The sequence below is a fragment of the Nocardia vinacea genome, from assembly GCF_035920345.1.
In the GTDB taxonomy this organism is placed as follows: domain Bacteria; phylum Actinomycetota; class Actinomycetes; order Mycobacteriales; family Mycobacteriaceae; genus Nocardia; species Nocardia vinacea_A.
Window position 1 is genome coordinate 5,298,965 of sequence record NZ_CP109149.1, and the last position, 22,784, is coordinate 5,321,748.

At 65.9% G+C, this 22,784-nt stretch carries 20 protein-coding genes; 14 read left to right on the plus strand and 6 right to left on the minus strand.

Going from position 1 to position 22,784, the window contains the following annotated elements:
* Positions 1-93 precede the first annotated feature (93 nt).
* Entirely contained in the window at positions 94-588 is a 495-nt protein-coding gene (gene ybaK, locus OIE68_RS24260; protein WP_327093408.1) for a Cys-tRNA(Pro) deacylase, read from the plus strand.
* A gap of 74 nt (positions 589-662) precedes the next feature.
* The gene (locus tag OIE68_RS24265) at positions 663-1,019 is read left to right on the plus strand and encodes a hypothetical protein (RefSeq protein WP_327093409.1); all 357 of its coding nucleotides are present in this window, start codon (positions 663-665) and stop codon (positions 1,017-1,019) included.
* A gap of 32 nt (positions 1,020-1,051) precedes the next feature.
* Here the strand turns inward: OIE68_RS24265 and OIE68_RS24270 are convergent, their stop codons facing one another.
* Positions 1,052-1,843, minus strand: coding sequence for an SOS response-associated peptidase (locus OIE68_RS24270; protein WP_327093410.1), 792 nt, complete (start codon positions 1,841-1,843; stop codon positions 1,052-1,054).
* A 132-nt stretch (positions 1,844-1,975) separates the two neighbouring features.
* Between OIE68_RS24270 and OIE68_RS24275 the strand changes: the two genes are divergently transcribed.
* From OIE68_RS24275 to rsgA, 3 genes are all read left to right on the plus strand, one after another.
* Entirely contained in the window at positions 1,976-3,484 is a 1,509-nt protein-coding gene (locus OIE68_RS24275; RefSeq protein ID WP_419150556.1) for an aldehyde dehydrogenase family protein, read from the plus strand.
* Between the two features lie 508 nt (positions 3,485-3,992).
* Positions 3,993-5,303, plus strand: coding sequence for a 3-phosphoshikimate 1-carboxyvinyltransferase (aroA, locus tag OIE68_RS24280; protein WP_327093412.1), 1,311 nt, complete (start codon positions 3,993-3,995; stop codon positions 5,301-5,303).
* Positions 5,252-6,286: a ribosome small subunit-dependent GTPase A gene (gene rsgA, locus OIE68_RS24285; RefSeq protein ID WP_419150557.1), complete on the plus strand. Its 1,035-nt coding sequence runs from the start codon at positions 5,252-5,254 to the stop codon at positions 6,284-6,286. Before aroA ends, rsgA begins: the two co-directional genes overlap by 52 nt.
* Here rsgA and OIE68_RS24290 read toward each other — a convergent pair whose 3' ends face one another.
* Together OIE68_RS24290 and secA are read right to left on the minus strand one after the other, a co-directional pair.
* Positions 6,287-6,664 carry a nuclear transport factor 2 family protein gene (locus OIE68_RS24290; protein WP_327093413.1) on the minus strand — a complete coding sequence of 126 codons (378 nt, stop codon included), beginning with the start codon at positions 6,662-6,664 and terminating at the stop codon, positions 6,287-6,289.
* 132 nt (positions 6,665-6,796) lie between these two features.
* Entirely contained in the window at positions 6,797-9,625 is a 2,829-nt protein-coding gene (secA, locus tag OIE68_RS24295; protein ID WP_327093414.1) for a preprotein translocase subunit SecA, read from the minus strand.
* A gap of 587 nt (positions 9,626-10,212) precedes the next feature.
* Between secA and OIE68_RS24300 the strand changes: the two genes are divergently transcribed.
* From OIE68_RS24300 to bluB, 6 genes are all read left to right on the plus strand, one after another.
* A complete protein-coding gene (locus tag OIE68_RS24300) occupies positions 10,213-11,625 on the plus strand; it encodes a wax ester/triacylglycerol synthase family O-acyltransferase (RefSeq protein ID WP_327093415.1) in 1,413 nt (470 codons plus the stop codon).
* A 7-nt stretch (positions 11,626-11,632) separates the two neighbouring features.
* A complete protein-coding gene (locus OIE68_RS24305; protein WP_327101782.1) occupies positions 11,633-12,184 on the plus strand; it encodes a DUF6912 family protein in 552 nt (183 codons plus the stop codon).
* 171 nt (positions 12,185-12,355) lie between these two features.
* Complete coding sequence (locus tag OIE68_RS24310; RefSeq protein ID WP_327093416.1) at positions 12,356-13,513, plus strand: ferredoxin reductase; 1,158 nt, start codon at positions 12,356-12,358, stop codon at positions 13,511-13,513.
* Between the two features lie 82 nt (positions 13,514-13,595).
* Entirely contained in the window at positions 13,596-15,011 is a 1,416-nt protein-coding gene (locus OIE68_RS24315; protein WP_327093417.1) for a fatty acid desaturase, read from the plus strand.
* A 99-nt stretch (positions 15,012-15,110) separates the two neighbouring features.
* Complete coding sequence (locus OIE68_RS24320) at positions 15,111-16,358, plus strand: fatty acid desaturase (RefSeq protein WP_327093418.1); 1,248 nt, start codon at positions 15,111-15,113, stop codon at positions 16,356-16,358.
* A gap of 129 nt (positions 16,359-16,487) precedes the next feature.
* The gene (gene bluB / locus OIE68_RS24325; protein WP_419150558.1) at positions 16,488-17,135 is read left to right on the plus strand and encodes a 5,6-dimethylbenzimidazole synthase; all 648 of its coding nucleotides are present in this window, start codon (positions 16,488-16,490) and stop codon (positions 17,133-17,135) included.
* A 154-nt stretch (positions 17,136-17,289) separates the two neighbouring features.
* On the opposite strand, the gene OIE68_RS24330 is transcribed toward bluB, so the two are convergent.
* Complete coding sequence (locus OIE68_RS24330; RefSeq protein ID WP_327093420.1) at positions 17,290-18,582, minus strand: acetyl-CoA C-acyltransferase; 1,293 nt, start codon at positions 18,580-18,582, stop codon at positions 17,290-17,292.
* Positions 18,583-19,118: 536 nt separating this feature from the next.
* On the opposite strand from OIE68_RS24330, the gene OIE68_RS24335 reads away from it, so the two are divergent.
* The 3 genes from OIE68_RS24335 to OIE68_RS24345 all read left to right on the plus strand — a co-directional run bounded on the left by OIE68_RS24335 (position 19,119) and on the right by OIE68_RS24345 (position 20,883).
* Entirely contained in the window at positions 19,119-19,823 is a 705-nt protein-coding gene (locus tag OIE68_RS24335) for a helix-turn-helix transcriptional regulator (RefSeq protein WP_327093421.1), read from the plus strand.
* Positions 19,824-19,835: 12 nt separating this feature from the next.
* Positions 19,836-20,258, plus strand: coding sequence for a hypothetical protein (locus OIE68_RS24340; RefSeq protein WP_327093422.1), 423 nt, complete (start codon positions 19,836-19,838; stop codon positions 20,256-20,258).
* 79 nt (positions 20,259-20,337) lie between these two features.
* Entirely contained in the window at positions 20,338-20,883 is a 546-nt protein-coding gene (locus OIE68_RS24345; protein ID WP_327093423.1) for a hypothetical protein, read from the plus strand.
* Positions 20,884-21,059: 176 nt separating this feature from the next.
* Here the strand turns inward: OIE68_RS24345 and hpf are convergent, their stop codons facing one another.
* A complete protein-coding gene (gene hpf, locus OIE68_RS24350) occupies positions 21,060-21,761 on the minus strand; it encodes a ribosome hibernation-promoting factor, HPF/YfiA family (RefSeq protein ID WP_419150792.1) in 702 nt (233 codons plus the stop codon).
* 245 nt (positions 21,762-22,006) lie between these two features.
* Positions 22,007-22,651 (minus strand): ComF family protein, encoded by a 645-nt coding sequence (locus tag OIE68_RS24355; protein WP_327093424.1) that lies wholly within the window; start codon positions 22,649-22,651, stop codon positions 22,007-22,009.
* Positions 22,652-22,784: the final 133 nt, after the last annotated feature.

Consider the following 22,784-nt stretch of genomic DNA (forward strand, 5'->3'; position numbering starts at 1 on the left):
GTATCGCATGCAACATGTCCGCGCTCGACTGTGTTCCCATAGCGAACTCCCCGCGCCGAAAACGCCTTGCCGACCGCCATTAGGGTGACCGGCATGGCAGGAGCCTCGACCCCGGCGATCCGCACGCTGGCCAAGGCCGGTGTGGCCCATCGCGTTCACGCGTACAAACACGATCCGCGCGCGGACTCCTACGGCATCGAGGCGGTCGACGCACTCGCCGCCGAGGTCGGGGTGACGGCGGCACAGATCTTCAAGACGCTGGTGATCGAACTGTCTACCGGCGCACTCGCGGTCGCCGTGCTGCCGGTGCCGAATACCTTGTCGCTCAAGGCGGCCGCCGCAGCACTGGGCGCGCCCAAGGCGGCCATGGCGGATAAGGCGAAGGCCGAGCGAATCACCGGTTACGTACTCGGCGGCATTTCCCCGCTCGGCCAGCGCAAGCTGCTGCCCACCGTGGTCGATGCCTCGGCATTGGCCTGGGACCGCATGCTTTGCAGCGCGGGGCGGCGCGGTCTGGAGATCGAACTGGCGCCAACGGACCTGGTCCGGCTCACCGATGCGGTAACCGCACCAGTCACATCCGTATAATTCCGCACCAAGCCAGCAACATTTGTGCGTTACTGAACGGGCCATGATCGTCCGACTCGAGGATGTGATGCGAAATGTCCGCCTGTCAGCGCTTGCGCACCGTAATCGTCGCCCTGTTCGGAGTTCTCCTGCTCGCCCTCGGCCCGGTCGCGCTGCTCGCGCCGACGGCAACCGCGGCCCCGGGTGGTCCTGCGGTGACGGAAGTCAGAGACTCCCCGTTCGACGGGCAGGGCGTCGACGATGCACCGAAGAGGAACGACACCCCGAAGAAGGATGAAAAGGCCGAAAAGGCCGAAAAGCTGGGCGGCGGTGTCGCGGGAAAGGTCATCGACCTGAGCAGCGGTGCAGCGGGCAAGGCCATCGACCTGGCCGGCAGAATTGCCAAGTGTGCGCTGAATATCGCGACGAACAGCGTGAAGTGCCAGCTCTGAGCCACTGAGCTACCCCACGGCGGGCCGGGCGATCACAGCAAGCTGATCTGCCCGGCCTGTTCCGTACCGCCCCGAGAGTCCAACGGCGCCAACAGTTCCGGACCGTTATTGCGCACGCTGTTGACCAGCGATGAGACCGGACGCGCCACAATGCCCGCCACCGATTCGGCGCTCGGCGTCTCGAGCAGCGTGGCCGGCGCCGGATGATCCGGATCCAGCCAGGCCGCCCAATTCTCCTCCGGCATCGGCAGCGGCATCCGATCGTGGATGCGGGTGAGCTCGCCGACGGCGTCGGTGGTCAGAACGGTGCACGACAGCAGCGGTTCGCCCTGCTGCTGCGAACGGTCCCGCCATACCGACCACAGTCCGGCCATATACAGCCGTGAGCCATCGGCATTCGCCATGAAGTACGGATGTTTCGCGACCTTGCCCTTGGCCCCGGTATCCGGTTCGACCAACCACTCGTACCAGCCGTCCATCGGAACCAGACAGCGGCGATACTTCACCGCATCGCGGAACGATGGCGTGGTCGCGGCCTTATCGGCACGGGCATTGAACAGCGGTTTGCCCTTGACCGGCACACCGGGTTCGGCGGCCTTGGTCCAGACCGGGATCAGGCCCCAGCGCATCCGCCGGACGCGCAACTTGGGGTCGTCGTCCGGGTGGCCGTGCTCATGGCGCTCCACCACGGTCAGCACCTGAGTGGTCGGCGCGACGTTGTAGTTGGCGGAACCGCCGTTGTCAGCGGTCGGCGTCTCGTCGATGGCGTCCAGTTCGGCGGCGAGCCGACCGGGATCGGTAGTTGTCGCATATCTGCCGCACATATCTCGATACTTGCACGCAGTGCCGACAGACTCGGGAAGAATTGACGGGAGGGGTGACCTGGTGAGAGTTGTGGCATAACATCATCTCAGAGAATGGTCGTTAACTTATCTCGGCAAGAGGAGAGACCAACCGTGACAACCATCGAGACCACCCCAACGGCGCCGGAGACGGCGCTGACATCGGTCGATCCGGCCACCGGAGAGGTCATCGCAACCCATACCATCGCGGAGGCGGACGCGGTGCGCGCCGCCGTCGCCAAGGCCCGCACCGCCGCGGCCACCTGGGGCGGGCTGAGCTTCGACGAGCGGCGCAAACATCTGCTGCGCTGGTCGAGCCAGTTGGTCGCGGACTCCGCGGAATTCACCGCGCTCATCCACCAGGAGAACGGCAAACCCCTCGACGACGCGTTCCTGGAGTTGATGCTCGCGCTCGAGCACATCGCCTGGGCGGCCAAGAACGCCAAGAAGGTGCTGTCGCCGAAGAAGATCTTCCCCGGCGCGTTGATGGCGAATTTCTCCGCGCGATTGGAACAGCGCCCGCTCGGTGTCATCGGCGTGATCGGCCCGTGGAACTATCCGGTCTACACCCCGAACGGCTCCATCGCCTACGCCCTGGCCGCGGGCAATACCGTGGTCTTCAAGCCGAGCGAATTCTCCACCGGCATCGGCAATTTCCTCTCCGATGCGTTCAAGAAGGCCAATCCGGAGCTGCCCGAAGGCGTCTTCGAGACCGTCAATGGTTACGGCGCGACCGGCGCAGCGCTGGTTCAGGCCGGGGTGGACAAGATCGCGTTCACCGGCTCCACCGCGACCGGCAAGAAGATCATGGCCGCGGCCGCCGAATCGCTGACCCCGGTGCTGCTGGAATGCGGCGGTAAGGATGCGGTGATCGTCGCGGGCGATGCCGATGTGAAGGCCGCGGCCGATGCGGTCGCCTGGGGCGCCACCGCCAATAGTGGCCAGACCTGCGCCGGTGTGGAGCGGGTCTATGTAGACCGCTCGGTGCGCGACGACTTCGTCGCCGAGGTCGAGCGCATTTTGAAGGACATCAAGCCGGGCTCGGACGCCGATGCTTCCTATGGTCCGATGACTATGCCCAGCCAGATCGATATCGTGCGTCGCCATATCGATGACGCACTGAAGAACGGCGGCACCGCGGTGCTCGGCGGGCCGGAGTCGGTCAAGGGTCCGTTCATCGAGCCGGTCGTACTCGTCGATGTGGACGAGAACTCCGAGGCCGTGGCCGAGGAGACCTTCGGCCCGACGGTCACCATTCGGACGGTGGACGGCGTCGACGAAGCGGTCGAGCTGGCGAACAGGTCCAAGTACGGGTTGTCCTCGGCGGTCTACTCGAAGAAGAACGGCCTGGAGATCGCGCGCAGGCTGCGTGTCGGCGCGACCTCGGTGAACTCCGTACTCGCCTTCGCCGCCATCGCGGGCCTGCCCTTCGGCGGTGTCGGCGATTCCGGAATCGGGCGCATCCACGGCGAGCCCGGCCTGCGCGAATTCGCCCGGCCGCATTCGATCGCAGTGCAGCGCTTCGCGATTCCCGGCATGGCACTGCTCAGCTACTCCCGCACCCAGTCCACCATGAAGCTGCTGCGTCGCCTGGTCCCGATCCTGCACGGACGCCACAAGTAGGTTTGCCCTTGGCTCACGCGTCGGGCGAGCCCAGGCACACTGCCGACCAACAACGGAGCGAGTCTTACGAGCGACCCGTTCGCGGCCCGTCTCGCGTCCGAGCCGTCGAAGCGCATGCGACGAAGTCGCGGAACTCCGTCGCCCGGCATGCGTGCATAAGGTGCCGAACGATCCGCCGTGAGCGACCAACAACGGAGCGAGTCTTACGAGCGACCCGTTCGCGGCCCGTCTCGCGTCCGAGTCGTCGAAGCGCATGCGACGAAGTCGCGGAACTCCGTCGCCCGGCATGCGTGCATAAGGTGCCGAACGATCCGCCGTGAGCGACCAACAACGGAGCGAGTCTTACGAGCGACCCGTTCGCGGCCCGTCTCGCGTCCGAGTCGTCGAAGCGCATGCGACGAAGTCGCGAGTCTCGACGACTCGGACGCGAGACACAGGGGGCCGCGAACACGCCGCGCCACAGGCGCGGCAAATCAAACACAGCCCAGCCCGTGTGTCCGGTGACGCGATGGGCGAAGATGGACAGGTGAGCTTCTGGCCAGCGCCCCCTGTCGATGTCCCCGTGTACGCGACCGTGACCCTGCCCGGATCGAAATCGATCACGAATCGGGCCCTGATCCTGGCCGCACTCGCCGAGGGTCCCTCGACCATTTCCGGCGCGCTGCGCAGCCGCGATACCGAACTCATGATCGGCGCCCTGCGCGCATTGGGCGCCCGGATCGAGGGCGACGCCGAAACGCTGACCGTGACACCCGCGCCGCTGCACGGCGGCACCGTCGACTGCGGCCTCGCCGGCACCGTCATGCGCTTCCTGCCCCCGGTAGCGACACTGGCCACCGGCGATGTCGCCTTCGACGGTGACGAGCAAGCCCGGGTTCGCCCACTCGGCACCATCCTGGAAGCACTGCGCCGGATCGGTGCGGAAATCGAGGGCGACGCACTGCCGTTCACGGTGCACGGCAAGGGTGCGCTGCGCGGCGGCGCGGTCACCATCGATGCCTCCGGGTCCTCCCAGTTCGTCTCCGGACTGCTGCTGTCGGCGGCCCGGTTCGACGAGGGCATCGTGGTGCACCACGACGGCAAGGCACTGCCCTCGATGCCGCATATCGAGATGACGGTGGAGATGCTGCGACGCGCCGAAGTCGCCGTCGATGCCCCCGCCGACAGCCGCAAAGCCCAGACCTGGACCGTCGCACCCGGCCCGATCCGCGCGGTGAACTGGGATGTGGAGCCCGACCTGTCCAATGCGACGCCCTTCCTGGCCGCGGCCGCCGTCACCGGCGGCGAGGTCCGCATCCCACATTGGCCGCGCCTGACCACCCAGCCCGGTGACGTGATCCGGGAGATCCTGGTGCGCATGGGCGCCGAGGTGACCCGATTCGATGGTGTGCTGACCGTGCGCGGCCCGGAGCGCCTGGCCGGCATCGATATCGATCTGCACGATGTCGGCGAGTTGACCCCGACCGTGGCCGCCCTTGCGGCACTCGCGGATTCGCCGTCCTGGCTGCGCGGTATCGCGCATCTCCGCGGTCACGAGACCGATCGGCTCGCGGCCCTGTCCACCGAGATCAACCGGCTCGGCGGCAATGTCACCGAGACCGAGGACGGACTCGAGATCACCCCGGCCCCGCTGCACGGCGGCCGCTGGCATTCCTATGCCGACCACCGAATGGCAACGGCCGGTGCGATTCTCGGACTCCGGGTGCCCGGCGTGGAAATCGAGGATATCGGCACCACGGCCAAGACGCTGCCCGGATTCGTCGGCCTGTGGGAACAGATGCTCGATCCCACGCTCTCGGATCAGGGAGCGGCCCGCTGAGAAAGCGCGAGTACGACGAGTCGGATGTCCGGGTGCGCCCGGGCAAATCCTCTCGTCCACGCACGAAAACCCGTCCGCAGCACAATGATGCGGAATCGGCCATGGTCGTTTCGGTGGACCGCGGTCGCTGGGGTTGCGTGCTCGGCGGCGATCCGGACAAGCTGATCGTCGCCATGCGGGCCAGGGAACTGGGCCGCACTCCGATCGTCGTCGGCGATCAGGTCGACGTGGTCGGCGATCTGTCCGGCAAACCCGATACCCTGGCCCGCATCGTCCGAGTCGGGGAACGCCGAACCGTCCTGCGCCGCACCGCGGATGACACCGATCCCTTCGAACGGATCGTCGTCGGCAATGCCGAACAGCTGTTCATCGTGGTCGCCCTCGCCGATCCGCCGCCGCGCACCGGTTTCGTCGAACGTGCCATGGTCGCCGCGTATGCCGGTGGACTGCAACCGATTCTGTGTTTGACCAAACACGATCTGGCCGCCGAATCCGAATTCGCCGCCGCCTTCGACGATCTCGACCTCGCCATCATCTACGGCGGCATCGACGACCCGAGCGATCCGGTCCTCGATCTGCTCACCGACCGACTCACCGCCTTCATCGGCCACTCCGGCGTCGGCAAATCGACGCTGGTGAATCGCCTTGTGCCCGATGCGGATCGGGCGGTCGGCGAAGTCTCCGGCGTGGGCAAGGGCAAACACACCTCAACCCAATCCGTCGCCCTACCGCTCCCGAACGGCGGCTGGGTAATCGACACACCCGGTGTCCGTTCCTTCGGACTGGCTCACATCACCCCCGACGATGTCATCGCCGCCTTCACCGATCTGGCCGCCGCCATCGAGGATTGTCCCCGCGGCTGCACCCATCTCGGTCCCCCAGCGGATCCGGAATGCGCGCTGGATACCTTGCCCGGCAAGGAACGCCGAATCGCCGCGATCCGCCTCCTGCTGACCGCGCTGAACTCCAACGAATCCTGGTAGTCAGTGCCCGTCGGCCTGTTCAGGCGCGAAGGGCCATTCCTCGAATCGGTCGCACCGACCGTCGGAGTCGAACCGCAATACCCACAGATCCCGCCAGCGCGACAACGTATCCCACCGATACTCCACGCTCACCCGCACCACGGCGGTCGAATCCTGCACCGCGACAACCTCGGCTGCCATCGTGAACGCCTCATCCGGCCCACTGCGCTCGGCCTCCCAGAACACCTCGAGCGGTTCGAGACCGACAATCGGTTCCGCCCACGGCGACACCAGATACTCGACATCGCGGGTGAACAGCTCCCCGAGCATCGCGGTACCCGGCGCACGCCAGGCCCGTTCATAACCACCGACCCATTTCTCGACAGCGTCCCGGTCCACGCCTCGTAAGCTACTCCGCCGCACCACCCCTCGTGGCCGTTAGCGACTGCTTGCGGGTCGCTCGAAAGAGTCCGCTGCACCGACGACGAAGGCGCCCACGGACTTGAAGTCCATGGGCGCCTTCGTGATCGCTCAGTGCCGACGCCGCGACTTCGGTGCGCGCTTCGGCTTGGCCTGCGCGCGGGCCGCCTCGCGGCGCTCACGGCGAGTGCCGCCGTCGCCGTACTCCTCGGCATCACTGTGCACCGCGGCGTGGCCGCCCTCGTCCGGACCCGAATAGTGGAAGCCGTTGTTGGCCCGGGAATCGCCGATCCCCTTGGCACGCAACGCCGCCGGCGCGCCATTGCCGACCGGCGCCTCCTGGGTGGGCAGTGGACGCGGCGCGGTGGCGCCGACCGGCGAGCGCAGGCCCGGCTCGACCGCGACGCCCTCGGGCTGCGGCTGCTGCACCTCGACCTGCAGGTTGAACAGGAAGCCGACCGACTCCTCCTTCAGGCCGTCGAGCATCGCGGCGAACATGTCGAAGCCCTCGCGCTGGTATTCGACCAGCGGATCGCGCTGCGCCATGGCACGCAGGCCGATGCCCTCCTTGAGGTAATCCATCTCGTAGAGGTGCTCGCGCCACTTGCGGTCCAGCACCGAAAGCAGCACCTGGCGTTCGAGATTACGCATCGAGCCCTCGCCGGCCAGACCGTCGATCTGCTGTTCGCGCTTCTCGTAGGCGTCGTGCGCGTCATCGAGCAGCGATTCGACCAGTTCGTCCTTGGTCAGATCACCGGCCTCGCCGACACCGGTCTCACCGGTCAGCTCCTTGTAGTCCAGGCCCACCGGGTACAGCGTCTTCAGCGCGGTCCACAACTTGTCCAGATCCCAGTCCTCGACGTAGCCCTCGGCGGTGGCGCCGTCCACATACGCGGTGACCACGTCGGTGATCATCTCCTGGACCTGGCCTTCCATATCCTCGCCGCGCAGGATCCGGTTGCGCTCGCCGTAGATGACGGTGCGCTGCTGGTTCATCACCTCGTCGTACTTGAGCACGTTCTTGCGGATCTCGAAGTTCTGCTGCTCGACCTGGGTCTGCGCGCTCTTGATGGCCTTGGAGACCATCTTCGCCTCGATCGGCACATCATCGGGCAGGTTGAGCCTGGTCATGATGGCCTCGAGCGCGGCGCCGTTGAAGCGCCGCATCAACTCGTCACCGAGCGACAGATAGAACCGGGACTCACCCGGATCACCCTGACGGCCGGAACGACCACGCAGCTGGTTATCGATACGCCGCGATTCGTGCCGCTCGGTGCCGAGCACGTACAGACCACCCGCATCGCGCACCAGGTCGGCGTCCTCGGCGGTCTGCTCCTTGACCCGCTCCAGCGTCGGCAACCAGGCGGCCTGGTACTCCTCCGGTGTCTCCACCGGATCCAGCCCCTCTTTGCGCAGGATGATGTCGGTGATGATGTCCGGGTTACCGCCGAGCACGACGTCGGTACCACGACCGGCCATATTCGTCGCGACCGTGACCGCGCCCGGCCGACCGGCCTCGGCGATGATCTCGGCTTCCTTCTCGTGGAACTTCGCGTTCAGCACGTTGTGCGCGATGCCGCGCTTGGTGAACTGCTTGGACAGGTACTCCGAACGCTCGACGCTGGTGGTACCGATCAGCACCGGCTGGCCCTTCTCGTGCCGTTCGGTGACATCGTCGACCACGGCCGCGAATTTGGCCTCTTCGGTCTTGTAGATCAGATCGGACTGGTCCGCGCGGATCATCGGCTTATTCGTCGGGATCGGGACCACGCCGAGGCTGTAGATCTGGTGCAGCTCGGCGGCCTCGGTCTCGGCGGTACCGGTCATACCCGAGAGCTTGTCGTAGAGGCGGAAGTAGTTCTGCAGCGTGATCGTGGCGAGGGTCTGGTTCTCGGGCTGGATCTCGACGCCTTCCTTGGCCTCGATCGCCTGGTGCATGCCCTCGTTGTAGCGACGCCCGACCAGGATGCGGCCGGTGAATTCGTCGACGATGATGACCTCGCCGTCGCGGACGATGTAGTCCTTGTCCCGGTGGTAGAGCTCCTTCGCCTTGATGGCGTTGTTCAGGTAGCTGACCAGCGGCGAGTTGGCCGCCTCGTAGAGGTTGTCGATGCCGAGCTGATCCTCGACGAACTCCACGCCCGCCTCGTGCACACCGATGGTGCGCTTCTTGATATCGACCTCGTAGTGCAGGTCCTTCTTCAACAGCGGTGCGATGCGCGCGAATTCGGCGTACCACTTCGAGGAGGCGTCGGCCGGACCCGAGATGATCAGCGGGGTGCGGGCCTCGTCGATGAGGATGGAGTCGACCTCGTCGACCACGGCGAAGTTGTGGCCGCGCTGGACCAGATCGTCCAGCGAGTGCGTCATATTGTCGCGCAGGTAGTCGAAGCCGAACTCGTTGTTGGTGCCGTAGGTGATGTCGGCGTTGTAGGCCACCCGCCGCTCGGCCGGTGTCATACCGGACAGGATCACGCCGACCTCGAAGCCGAGGAAGCGGTGCACGCGGCCCATCCACTCCGCGTCACGCTTGGCCAGGTAGTCGTTGACCGTGACCACATGCACGCCGTCGCCCGAGATGGCGTTGAGGTAGGCCGGCAGCACACAGGTCAGGGTCTTACCCTCACCGGTCTTCATCTCGGAGATGTTGCCGAGGTGCAGCGAGGCGCCACCCATCACCTGCACCTTGTAGTGCTTCTGGTTCAGCACTCGCCAGGACGCCTCACGGGCCACCGCGAACGCCTCCAAGAGCAGATCGTCCAGCGTTTCGCCGTCCGCGTAGCGCTCCCTGAACTCGTCGGTCTTGGCACGCAACTCGTGGTCGGTGAGCTCCTCGAACTCGGGCCCGAGCGCGAGGACCTCATCCGCGAGGTGGGCGAGCCGCTTGACCGTGCGTCCCTCACCAATCCGTAGCAACCTCGTCAGTGTCAGCGCAGGCACGGGTCTCGTCAGTCCTCTGGTCGGTGTGTCAAATGTTCGGCCGTCACCCGGGGCGGGCAGTGTGCACATGGCCCCCGCCGAGCATGGCGGAATCCGCAGCACGCTTCATGGTAATGCGGCATCCATTTTAGGTGCCGATGACCAGCGACATAGCGCCGCATCCGCCGCTGCCGCCGAGGCGGCAGCCGTTTCTTCTCACCGTACCCGTGTGTCGGCGGTCGGAACTGGTGGGAATCCGATGGACCGGAACCTGTTTCAGCATCGGTGTCATACGATGTAAGTCGTTCGTCGTTCCGAACGCCGCGAACCCTGTCTACCAGGGACGACCCATTTCCAACGGCATACGACGACACCAAGGGGCAGCGCGGCTCAAAAGGCATCCGTTGTACGGCACCCCGATTACTGTGATCGAATCGAGCTCCTCCGGTCTCGAACCAAAGCAGCCTTCCACGGAACCTGGCGTGGGTAAAGGGGTGCGCGAATATCACTGGATACGCCACAGGGGGCAGGACGAACCGTTGTGGGCGACCACAATGGGCGATGAGACGGCTCGGGTGGGAGCCACATCGGAAGGAGCACCGGGCAGCGTGATCACGAGATTGACGCCGCAGGACACGTCGTTCTATCGGCTCGAGTCGAGCAGCAATCCGATCCATATCGGCTCTCTCGCGATCGTCCGAGGTAGCGACTCCGCACAGGGGGAAACGGCACTCGACTACGACGAACTGGTCGATCTGGTGGAGAGCAGGCTTTCCCTGGTCCCCCGCTACCGCAGGAAAGTGCGCGAAATCCCGTTCGCGCTGGGCCGCCCGGTCTGGGTCGAGGACAGCCATTTCGATATCACCTATCACATTCGCCGCTCCGCACTGCCCGCTCCGGGAACCGACTGTCAGCTGCACGATCTGGTGGCTCGGCTGGCGTCGCGACCGCTCGATCAGAGTCGCCCGCTGTGGGAGATGTACTTGATCGAGGGCCTGGCGGAGGGCCGGTCCGCGATCTTCACCAAAACCCACTCGGCACTCGTCGATGGGGATACCGCACTCGAGATCGGGCACGTCATCCTCGATACCAGCGCATCACCGCGCGGAATCGCCGATGACGCCTGGGTAGCGCCGCGCGAACCCAACGAGGTGGAACTGCTGATCGGCGCGCTCACCCACCTGTCCGCGCAGCCGCGCGAAGCGCTCGAAGTGGCGCGCGACGCGAGCGCGCACGCGTTCTCGGTGGTCGAGGCCGCGGGCAAGGCGGTGGATTCGATGGTTTCGGCCGTGCGCGCGGCCACCGTCGGCGCACCGGACAGCCCGCTCAACGCCAAGACCTCCCGCAACCGCCGCTTCGATGTGGTGCGCACGGACCTGGAGGACTACCGCAAGATCCGCAAGCGCTTCGAATGCTCGATCAACGATGCGATCCTGGCCGTCGTCACCGGGGCGCTGCGCAATTGGCTGCTCTCGCGCGGTGAGGCGCTCACCGAATCGACTGTGCTGCGCGCGGTGGTGCCCATGTCGGTCTATGTCGAAGGCATCGACGACCAGCTGAAACCGGCCAGCGAGGTCTCCTCGTTCCTCATCGATCTGCCGGTGGGCGAACCGAATCCGGTGATGCGCCTATCGCACATCTCCCACGCCACCGAGGCCAACAGCAAGCACCGGCGCGGCGTGCGGGCGCGCACCCTGGTGCACCTGGCCGGCTTCGCTCCGGCGAGCCTGCATGCGATGAGTGTGCGGGCGGCGAGTACGTTCGCAGAGCACACGTTCAATCTGGTGATCACCAACGCACCGGGTCCGCAGACCCCGATGTATATCGGCGGCGCGCGGATGCTGGAGATGTATCCGGTGTCGCCGCTGCTGCGCAACCAGGCCTCGAGCATCGGGATCACGTCCTATGACGGACGCGTCTTCTACGGACTCAACGCCGACCGCGACGCGATGGCCGATATCGGCGTGCTGGCCGCGTCGGTGCACGAGTCCATGGAGGAGATGCTCGGTGCCTGCGTCTGAGAACACCATGCGGGTCTATATCCCCGCCACCGTGCCGATGCTGCGTGAGCTCGTCGCGAACCGGGAACTGCGCCCGACCGGCGGCACCGCCTTCGCGGTCACGCCGACGCTGCGCGAGGCCTATGCCTCCGGTGACGACGAAGAATTGGCCGAGGTCGCGATGGCCGAGGCCGCGCGGGCCTCGTTGCGCCTGCTCGCCGCCGAGCGCGAGGAGGCCACCGAGGCGTCCGACGACGAGGACGCCGACGACCCTGCCACCACCTACCACAGCCCGGTCTATCGCCGCGCGGTCATCGCCGCCGATGTAACCGGTGCGAAGCTGCGCCCCGACCTCGACGACGCGGTGGTGCGATTGGCCGGACCGATCGGATACGACCGGATCGCCTCGGTGCACGTCGACCTGGCCGAGGCCGAACCCGAGGTGGCCAAGGCGGTCGATGTCGTCGATGCCGCCGACCTCGGCGATGCCGATGCCGAATTCGTGCTCGGTGATGCCGAGGACCATCAGCTGGCCTGGTACGCCGCCCAGGAGCTGCCGTTCCTGCTCGAATTACTGTGAGCGCCAGCGAGTGAACCAAAAATACAGCGCCCTTCGGGGCACGGCGGAACCGAGCACCAGCGAGGTGAGCCGTGACGCGGCGGCCTGCGTATCCCGCACTAACCTACGATGCCGTAACCTGGCTGCGAGGCGGCTTCACCGGTCGCTACGACAGGGAGACGAACGGCGGCAATGGTCTTGAAAAAAGCGGCACTCTCGGTGCGCACGGTCCGGGAGTGGCTGGAGGCTCCGGCGGCGGAAGTCGCCGAGCGCGGCGGACGGCTGAACGTACTGCGCGGCGCCGTCGCGCGCGTCACCACGCCACTGCTGCCCGACGACTATCTACACCTGGCGAATCCACTGTGGTCGGCGCGTGAGCTGCGCGGCCGAATTGTCGAGGTGCGCAAGGAAACCGCCGATTCGGCCACCCTGGTCATCAAGCCGGGCTGGGGCTTCGACTGGAAATACGAGCCGGGTCAATACATCGGCATCGGCATTCTGGTCGAGGGCCGCTGGCACTGGCGCTCGTACTCGCTGACCTGCCCGCCCAATTGGACCGATCCGGAACATCGGGGCAAGCGCCTGATCTCCATCGCGGTCAAGGCGATGCCCGAGGGTTTCCTGTCCAGCCACCTTGTCAGCGGTGTCGCCGCGGGCACCATCGTCCGGTTGGCCGCACCGCAGGGCGGTTTCGTGCTGCCGTCGCCGCCGCCGGAAAAGGTGCTGTTCCTCACCGCGGGCAGCGGTATCACCCCGGTCATGGCCATGCTGCGCGCGCTGGATCGCCGCGATGTGGTCACCGATGTGGTGCACGTGCACTCCGCGCGCACCCGCGACGATGTGATGTTCGGCGCCGAACTGCGCGATCTGCACGATCGCCACCCCAGTTTCTCCTCGCATCTGCACCTCACCGATGAGCAGGGCCGGTTCTCCCTGACCACATTGGACGAACAATTCCCGGATTGGCGCGAGCGCCAGACCTGGGCCTGCGGTCCGGCCGCCATGCTCGACGAGATCGAACAACACTGGCGCGAGGCGGGCATCAGCGACCGGTTGCATGTCGAGCGCTTCGAGATCGAGCGCTCCGCCGTGGGTGAGGGCGGCACCGTGACATTCGGCAATACCGGGCGCGCGGTCGAGGTCGACGGCGCGACCAGTCTGCTGGAGGCTGGCGAATCCGCCGGTGTACAGATGCCGTTCGGCTGCCGGATGGGCATCTGCCAAACCTGTGTCGTCACACTGACTTCCGGACATACCCGCGATCTGCGCAATGGTGACGAGCGCCGCGAAGGTGACAAGGTGCAGACCTGCATCTCGGCCGCAGCGGGCGACTGCACACTCGACATCTGAGACAGCGACACTCGCAGACGCACCGTCCCCGGGGGATCCGCCAGGTACCCTCGAGATAAATCCAGTCAGGGAAAGGACCCCGGTGGCCATCGCCGATATCAAAGCGTTCGCCCATCTCACGGCGGCTGACATCGAAACACTGGGGCAAGAACTCGATTCCATTCGGCGGTCCGTCGAACTGTCCCGCGGCGAGCGTGACGCAAAGTACATCCGGCGCACCATCGCGGCACAGCGTGGCCTGGAAGTGCTAGCGCGCGCGGTGCTGTTCGGCAGCCGCAATCGGTGGGCTTGGCTGACCGGGACGGCGCTCCTGTCGGTCGCCAAGATCATCGAGAATATGGAGCTCGGGCACAACATCAGCCACGGGCAATGGGACTGGATGAACGATCCGGAAATCCACTCCGGCACCTGGGAGTGGGATATGACCGGGCCGTCGGCGCAGTGGCGGCGGGCGCACAACTATTCGCACCACACTTACACCAATGTGCTCGGCAAGGATGAGGATCTCGGCTTCGGCATCCTGCGGATGACCCGCGACGAGCAGTGGCGGCCGATCCATCTGATCCAGCCGCTGGCCAATATCCTGCTCGCGGCCACCTTCGAATGGGGTATCGCGCTGCACGACTTGAGCATCGAGAAGGAACTCTCCGGCACGCCGCCCAAGGAGCGGATGTCGGAGCCGAACAAGGAGTTCGCCCGCAAGATAACCCGCCAGGTGGCCAAGGACTTCCTGTTCTACCCCGCGCTCACCGGACCGGCCTTCATGTCGACGCTCAAGGCGAACGCGACCGCCAACCTGGTGCGCAACCTGTGGGCATATGCGGTGATCTTCTGCGGCCACTTCCCCGATGGCGCCGAGAAATTCACCATCGAGCAGCTCGAGGGCGAGACCAGCGGCGAGTGGTATCTGCGCCAGATGCTCGGCAGCGCCAACTTCAAGGCCGGACCCGCGATGGCCTTCATGAGCGGCAACCTCTGCTACCAGATCGAACATCACCTGTTCCCCGACCTGCCGAGCAACCGGTATCCGGAAATCGCCGAGCGGGTCCGCGAATTGTGCGACAAGTACGACCTGCCCTACACCACCGGCTCCCTCGGCAAGCAGTATCTGCTGGCCTTCCGGACCATCCACAAGCTCGCACTGCCGGACCGTTTCCTCAAGCGCACCGCCGATGACGCACCGGAGACCTCCTCGGAGCACAAGTTCGCAGGTATCTCACTGCCCGCCATGCCGTCGATGCCCAATGCCGAGCGCTGGGCCGACAAGTGGAACGAGACGCACTGGCTGCCCGTCGACCCCGAGACCGGTAAGCGTCGCGGCCTGCGCTCGGCGCTCAACGAGGCCAAGGTGGTGCTGCGGGAGAAGGCGCGGCACGAGAAGGAAGTGCTGCGCGAGGCCAAGCTGGCGCTGCAGGAAAAGGCCCGTCAGGAGAAGGCGACATTGCAGCGTAAGGCCATGCGCGAGCGGGCGCTCCGCAGCATCCGCCGCCGGAAGTGAACTAGCACCCCCCAGCCACATTCGCAATGGGGGATTTGCCACACTTCGGAGATACTCCTCGCAACCTACGGTCTCGTAACTTACGGTACTGTAACCGCCATGGCGATCTCGGATGTCAAGGAATACGCGCACCTCACCGAAGCCGATGTGGAGGCACTCGGTGCGGAGTTCGACGCGATCCGGCGCGATATCGAGGCCTCGCGCGGTGCTCGGGACGCGCGGTATATCCGCAATGTCATCCGCTTGCAGCGTGCGCTCGAGATCAGCGGCCGCGCGGTGCTGTTCGCCAGTTTCCTGCCCCCCGCCTGGCTCGCCGGTGTGGCCCTGCTCAGCACGGCCAAGATCATCGAGAATATGGAGATCGGGCACAACGTCATGCACGGGCAGTGGGATTGGATGAACGATCCGGAAGTCCACTCCAGCACCTGGGAATGGGATAACACCGGCCCCTCCAAGCACTGGAAGCAGACGCACAACTACCTGCACCACAAGTACACCAATGTGCTCGGCATGGACGACGACATCGGCTACGGCCTGCTGCGCGTCACCCGGGATCAGCGGTGGAGGCCGTTCAATATCGGCAATCCGGCCTACAACCTGATGCTGCAGCTGTTCTTCGAATACGGCGTCGCGATCCAGCATCTGGAGCTGGGCAAGGTGCACCGGCTGAAGGAGGGCTCGCCGGAGCGGGCCGCATTCGAGGTCAAGCGCCGCGAGGTACTGGTCAAGATCGGCAAGCAGGCCGGAAAGGATTACCTCCTGTTCCCGCTGCTCACCGGCCCCGCCTTCGTCTCGACGCTCACCGCGAACCTGACCGCCAATATCATCCGCAATATCTGGACCAATGCGGTGATCTTCTGCGGCCACTTCCCGGACGGCGCCGAGAAATTCACCAAGGCCGATATAGACGGCGAATCCAAGGGCCAGTGGTATCTGCGCCAGATGCTGGGCAGCGCCAATATCTCCGGCGGTCCGGTCATGCACTTCATGACCGGCAATCTGAGCCACCAGATCGAACACCACCTGTTCCCCGATCTGCCGAGCAACCGCTACGCCGATATCGCGGTGCGGGTGCGCGCCCTGGCCGAGAAGTACGACCTGCCCTACACCACCGGCTCGCTTCCGGTGCAGTACTTCAAGTCCTGGCGCACCATCCTGAAGCTGGCACTGCCGAACAAGTACCTGCGCGCGACCGCCGACGACGCCCCCGAGACCGCTTCGGAGCGCAAATTCGATGGCGCCGCAATACCGAGCTTCGACCCGGCCACCGGTAAGCGTCGCGGCCTGCGCACGGCGTTGCAGGATGGGCGCCGCCGGTTCGCCCGTCGGGCCGTTTCCGTCGCCTGACGCACAGTCGTACCGAAGGCGCCCACGGAAGTCCGTGGGCGTCTTCGCCTTTCGATGGGCCGACCATTCAGGGCGCGGCGGCCTCGCGGTATCCGCCCGGGCCTCGGTAGGAGCGCCGGTTGCGGCTGGTTGACTGAGGGCGTGTGTGCTGAAGATCTGAGCGTTTACGAGGCGATCCGGATGCGGCGGGATGTACGGGCCGAGTTCACCGGTGACCTCGTCGACGATGCGACGCTGTGGCGGATACTTGATGCCGCACATCGCGCGCCCAGTGTCGGCAACTCGCAGCCCTGGGACTTCGTGGTGGTGCACGAGCATGCGACGCTGCGGAAGTTCGCCGACCACGTCGCACAGAAGCGGATCGAGTTCCGGGACGCGCTGCCGCCGGATCGGGCGGCGACCTTCGACCCGATCAAGATCGAGGGCATTACCGAGAGCGGCACCGGCATCGTGGTCACCTACGACCACGACCGCGGCGGCCCGCAGGTTCTCGGCCGCGCCACCGTACCTGAAACCGGCATCTACTCGGCGGTTCTCGCCATCCAAAACCTCTGGCTGGCCGCCACCGCCGAGCAGATCGGCGTCGGCTGGGTCTCGTTCTACGACGCCGAATTCCTCACCGACCTGGTCGGCCTACCCGACGGCATCCGCCCCGTCGCCTGGCTGTGCGTCGGCCCGGTGCACGAATTCCAACGCATACCCGACCTCGAACGCTTCGGCTGGCGCACCGGCCGCCCCCTGACCGACGCCGTCCACCAAGAAACCTTCCGCGTCTGAATCCGCGAAAGAACTACTGCCGCAAAGGCTTTGACTACCTCGCACTAGGCACAGCCTATGCGAGGAAATCACTGCTTTTGCGACAGCCGATCGGTGCTGACGCGACCGCATCCCGTCCGCCGATGCGGAGCGGCGGGACGCTGGTACAGGGCGGTCAGACTCGCTCGAGCACTGCCGATGCGCCGATTCCGCCTGCGGCACAGATGCCGAGCAGGGCGGCGTTCTTGCCGGAGCGGGCCAATTCGTTGGCCATTGTGGTGACCATGCGCGCGCCGGTCGCGCCGAACGGATGTCCGAGCGAAACCGAACCGCCGTGCACATTGAGCTTGTCGATATCGACCTCGCCGACCGCGGCATCGCGATCGAGGCGGGTCTTGGCCCACTCGTCGCTGTTCAGTGCGGCGAGCACGGACAGCGTCTGGGCCGCGAATGCCTCGTGGATATCGACGAAATCGATATCGCCCAGCGACATTCCGGCCTTGTCGAGGGCGCGCGGCATGGAGATGGCCGGGCCGATCAGCACCTGATCGGTCGGGTCGACGCTGACGTAGCTCCAGGAGCGGAAGGCGGCCAGCGGTCGGTAGCCGAGGGCGTACGCCCGCTCCTCGCTCATCAGCAGCACCGCCGACGCGCCGTCGGTGAGTGGGCTGGCATTGCCCGCGGTCACGCTGCCGTCGCGGGCGAAGACCGGCTCCAGCTTCGCCAACTTCTCGACACTGGTATTCGCGCGCACCAGTCCGTCGCGCGCGACATCCGTGCCTTGCGGGGTGCGCACCCGCAGCACCTCGTCGTCGAAGCGGCCCGAATCGATGGCCGCGGCGGCCCGGTGGTGTGAGCGTGCGGCGAATTCGTCCTGATCCGCGCGGCTGATCCCGTGGATGCGGGCCATCTTCTCGGCCGACTCCCCCATCACCTCGCCGGTGGTGCGTTCGGCGATTTTCGGTCGGCTCGGCAGCAGATCGGTAAAGGGCGCGAGCTGACGTGCTGCCGCGAGATAGTCCTTCGGCTTCGGCTTGCCCAGTGCGAGCGGCGCACCGGCGTGCACCAGCTTCTGCGGCAGCTTCACCTCGGCATTGCTGGTCGAATCGCTGCCGCCGGCGATCATGATGTCGTATTCGCCGCGCTCGATGGCCGCCACCGCCGAGGTGATCGCCTGGAGTCCGGAGGCGCACGCCCGCGTCACCGTGTACCCCTCGCACCCGGGGTCGAGACCGAGATCCAGTGCGATCTCCCGCGCGATATTCGGTGCGGCACTCGGCAGAATCACCCCACCCCACACGATCGCCTGCACCTGCGCGCCGGGCAGACCGGTCCGCTCCAACAGCCCACGCACCGCGGCATCGGCCAGCGCGATCGAATCCATCCGCGTGTAGTCACCGAACGCCTTGACGAACGGCGTGCGCGCACCGGAAACGATGACGGCACGGCGACCAGCACTGGTAGCCATAGGATGCTCATCCGCCTCTCCGAATATTCAGGCCATACAAGTCGTGAGCCGCGAGATCAGCGTTCAGGTCCTGCGTGGGATGCCTGGCCGGGTTCTGGACGTACCCGGCGAGTTACCCATGTACTCACGAAATCAATTGTCGCCTATGGATCCACTGACAGTACCCGCGAGCGCCCGGCTCAGCGATCCCCTCCATCGCCGCTGAGCCGGGCATTCTCCACCGCCCCGCCGCGCCCACGTATCAACCGATTCCGCAAGCACATGGGTAACTCCTCGGGCACGTCCGAAAGCGGGCCCGGCACTCAACCGCCGGCCCGCGACGACACTGTCGGGGCACCCCGCGCCCGGCAAAAGGCACGGGGAAGGCGGATGAGCGGCGCCTGTCCCGGCGAACGCCCCTGCTCGTCCCGGAACCCGCAAGGTCGACGTCGACACCACTCGGCGCAAGGAAACAGTAGCAATCTTTCTATTAGTTTTTCAAATCTTTTCTATGAAGTTGTCATTTCTACCAAAGAACCTCTAGCATGAGGCTCACTATGCAAAGCCCTTCGGAGCTGTCGCGACATAAGCGCTTCGGCCGAATCATCAAGGAACGCCGGGACGAACTCGGCCTCACCCAGATGCAGATCGGCGATCTGGGAGGGCCCTCGGCGCCGACGATCCGCAAGATCGAAGACGGCGATGCGACCATCAGCACGCACACGCTCAACAAACTCGACGCGCCGCTGCGCTGGCTGCCCGGCAGCGCGGCGCGCACCTATGCGGGCGGCGATCCGACCGCACACGAGGTCGCGGCGCACACCCCGAGTACCGATGAGTCGATCGTCTCCGGACCCGATTCGATCCGCTTCGAACTCTCCGATCTAACCGGACTGCTCGCCGCCGCCGGTCGGCTCAACGACGCGGTCGAGCGCGGCCGGACCACCGAACCCCATGTGGTGGCGGCCATTTCGGATCTCAACGGAGTCGTCTCCCGACTGTCCGCGCGGTACGCCACCGCGATGCTGGAACGCAACGGCGGACCGGGCAAAACCCTGCATCCCTTGGTCGCGATGGCGTTCTCGCATCTGCTCGACGTACCCGCCGTGTCCAGCGACCCCGCCGACCTGGAGGAACGCCGCTATCGCCGCTGGCTGGCCGGACGCGCGGAGGATGTGGACGCCGCCACCGAGGGCCACTTCCGCGCACGCTGGCTGGCAGCCAATCCCGGTGCGGCATCGATTCGAAACGGCAAGCAGTAGAGGGCAGTACAGATGACCGACGATGCGACGAGCCGAGCGCGACTGACGCTCAGCCACAAGGTGAATCGACTATTCGCGACCGTGCACCCACGGTCGGAGCCCGAGCGCACGACGGCCGCGGTGGCCGAACAGGTCGGTGCGCAATTGGGCCGCACCGTCCCGGAGGACCAGCTCGACCGGTTGCGGCGCGGCGAATTCGACTCGGCGCCGGTCGGATCCGAACTGCTCAGCGCCATCGCACACTGCTTCGGCGTGAGCGCCGACTATCTGACCACCACGGGCGCGGCGGCGGCCGCGATCGATCGGGAACTCGAATTGCTCGCCACCATGCGCGATGCCAATGTCGCGAGCATCGCGCTGCGCGGATCCGATGTCGATCTCACCACGCTGACCGCGCTCATCCACCGCACGGATCAACCGGTCGAGCGACCGTAGACCGGGCAGTTTCCGAACAGTAGGTAGCATCGTCGGTTGCATGGGGCGGGACCGCAGCGCTGTAGGAGATTGCCGACGAATGCCCGGTATGGAGCACCGGTTCCGGGAAGTATCCCGGGACGTACCGATACCGTCCCCGTGGAATCTGACCGCATACCTCGATGCCGTCGCCGACCATCGCGGTCGCACCATCACCCTGCAACCCGTCGAGACCGCATTGCTCGCGGGCACCGGCTGCGGCACCGGCAGTGGTCTGTGGATTGCCAAGCGCGACAGCGACATCATCGTCTACGGCGCAGACACCACCGAATGGCATGCCGAGCACATCATCGTCCACGAACTGGGTCATATGCTGCTCGGCCACGGACCGGAATCGGGGACCGAAACCCCCGCGCCACAACCGATGTCGACCCTCGCGGACGTACTGCCCTCGATTTCCCCGGAGTCCATCGCCTATGTGCTCGGGCGCAGCGATTACGCATCCGCCCGCGAACGCGATGCCGAAACCTTCGCCGACCTGGTCATGTTGCAGACCATGCGCCCGCAGCGCCGAGATTCCGTGCTACACAGAACCTTCTTCCGCGAACGGCTCCCCCGCCTCCCCGGACCTCAGGCCGAAGATTAAGCACCACGACACTTACGTCGCGGACCGGCGGTCGAAGCCTGGCCAAGGTTTGGACGTACCCGATGAGTTACCCATGTGCTTGCGAAATCTGTTGTTACGCCGAGCAGGCGGACAGCGCGGCTCTCCGGGCATCCAACTCGTGCGCTGAATACCCGGAGAACAAGGGTGGCGACTGACTACGCGAGCCGGATCAGGCCGTAGTCGAATGCATGGCGACGGTAGACGACCGACGGTCGGTCGGTCTCTTTGTCTTGGAAGAGGAAGAAGTCGTGCCCGACGAGCTCCATCTGGTAGAGCGCGTCGTCGACCGACATCGGGGTCGCGGAATGGTCCTTGGTTCGGACGATATGGCCGGGGCCGGCCGCGTAATCCGGAGACTCCGTTTCGGGCCGACTGCGTTCGGCCTCGGGATGCTCGTGTGCGGTGGCGCCCTCCGCCTGTGCGAACAGTGAGTCATCGATCAGATCGGCGGTCGCCTCGGCCACCGAGACCGGGGTCTTGTCCCCGTAGTGGACGCGGCGGCGATCCTTGGTTCGACGCAGCCGGCTCTCCAGCTTCGCGGTCACCGATTCGAGGGCAGCGTAGAAGCTGTCCGCACATGCCTCCGCCCGGACGACCGGGCCCTTGCCGCGCGCAGTGATCTCGACGCGCTGGCAGGCCTTACGCTGACGACGATTGCGTTCGTGGAACAACTCCACATCGAAGATGAATATCGACGGATCGAAGCGTTCGACACGGGAGAGTTTCTCCGCGACGTAAATTCGGAAATGGTCGGGAACCTCCACATTGCGGCCCTTCACCACGACATCGCCGCGCGGCGCGCGAGGTCGGTCCGCTGTGGATTGCTCTGTCGCATCCAGGGTGCTGTCATCGAGCACCGAGGCCTGTGTTTCTTTCACAGCGAGGGCGTCTTTCACTGAAGGTCGTGAAGAAGTCGTCACGCGTACCTCCCGGATATGGCCGCACAGACCAGCGTGCGTGCGGCGGGATGAGCCGTGCCGATAGACAATCTCTCGGCACATGATGTCCGAGGCGCCACCTCCAAACTCCCGGTTCGGGTGTGTGATCGCGACGCTAGTACGTCAACGGGCGGTCCGCCACTGTTCACGCAAATTTCCCGGAGTCAAGCCGAACACGTCACCAGCACGGCACGTACCGGCACCCCGATCCGGTCGAGCGCGCGCACCGATTCGCGGACCGTAGCGCCGGTCGTGAGCACATCGTCGACCAGTACAACCTCAGCATTCTCCGCGATTTCCGACCCGGCTCCGGTACCTGGTCGGGCCATGATCCGACCGCGCAGATTGTGTTGCCGCTCACCGACTGTCAAGCCCACCGAATCGCGCACACCCCACCACACCCGCAACATCGGCATCACCCGGCTATCCGGCAGCCACCGTGCCGCCGTCCGCGTCGCGCGCACTACCGGATCTCCGCCGCGGCGGCGCGCGGACACTCGCCGACTCGGCGCCGGGATCAACACCAGCGGCCGCTGGTCATCGCGCAGTCGCGCCAGACCATCGGCAAGTGCCAGCCCCACCGGCTCGGCCAGATCGCGACGCCCATGCTCCTTTGCCGCGAGCACCGCCCGCCGCGCCGGACCCGCATACGCCGCGAGCGCCCAGCAAGGCACACCCGGATCGGCGCGCGGCCGCACCCGCATCGGCGGCCCCGCCAGGGTGGCCGCACAGTCCGCACACCAGCCCACACCCGCCACGCCGCATCCGGCACAGGCCGTAGCCAGGATCAGATCCAACAGGGTTCGCATCGCCCGAGTCTGCGCCCACCCACCGACAGACTTCATCGACCGACGCGGCCGTGAACCCACGGCCTCCCACTGCGACGATCGGTCAGCTCATGCGCTGATTCCGTTGCAGCAGAACCATTTACGCCACATCTTC

What these genes read in the sequence shown, in the direction of transcription:
- ybaK (WP_327093408.1), top strand. Translation starts at nt 94, where the DNA reads ATGGCAGGAGCCTCGACCCCGGCGATCCGCACGCTGGCCAAGGCCGGT.
- OIE68_RS24330 (WP_327093420.1), bottom strand. Translation starts at nt 18,582, where the DNA reads ATGGCTACCAGTGCTGGTCGCCGTGCCGTCATCGTTTCCGGTGCGCGC.
- aroA (WP_327093412.1), top strand. Translation starts at nt 3,993, where the DNA reads ATGGGCGAAGATGGACAGGTGAGCTTCTGGCCAGCGCCCCCTGTCGAT.
- OIE68_RS24335 (WP_327093421.1), top strand. Translation starts at nt 19,119, where the DNA reads ATGCAAAGCCCTTCGGAGCTGTCGCGACATAAGCGCTTCGGCCGAATC.
- OIE68_RS24345 (WP_327093423.1), top strand. Translation starts at nt 20,338, where the DNA reads ATGCCCGGTATGGAGCACCGGTTCCGGGAAGTATCCCGGGACGTACCG.
- OIE68_RS24310 (WP_327093416.1), top strand. Translation starts at nt 12,356, where the DNA reads ATGGTCTTGAAAAAAGCGGCACTCTCGGTGCGCACGGTCCGGGAGTGG.
- OIE68_RS24340 (WP_327093422.1), top strand. Translation starts at nt 19,836, where the DNA reads ATGACCGACGATGCGACGAGCCGAGCGCGACTGACGCTCAGCCACAAG.
- OIE68_RS24270 (WP_327093410.1), bottom strand. Translation starts at nt 1,843, where the DNA reads ATGTGCGGCAGATATGCGACAACTACCGATCCCGGTCGGCTCGCCGCC.
- OIE68_RS24305 (WP_327101782.1), top strand. Translation starts at nt 11,633, where the DNA reads ATGCGGGTCTATATCCCCGCCACCGTGCCGATGCTGCGTGAGCTCGTC.
- OIE68_RS24355 (WP_327093424.1), bottom strand. Translation starts at nt 22,651, where the DNA reads ATGCGAACCCTGTTGGATCTGATCCTGGCTACGGCCTGTGCCGGATGC.
- OIE68_RS24320 (WP_327093418.1), top strand. Translation starts at nt 15,111, where the DNA reads ATGGCGATCTCGGATGTCAAGGAATACGCGCACCTCACCGAAGCCGAT.
- OIE68_RS24265 (WP_327093409.1), top strand. Translation starts at nt 663, where the DNA reads ATGTCCGCCTGTCAGCGCTTGCGCACCGTAATCGTCGCCCTGTTCGGA.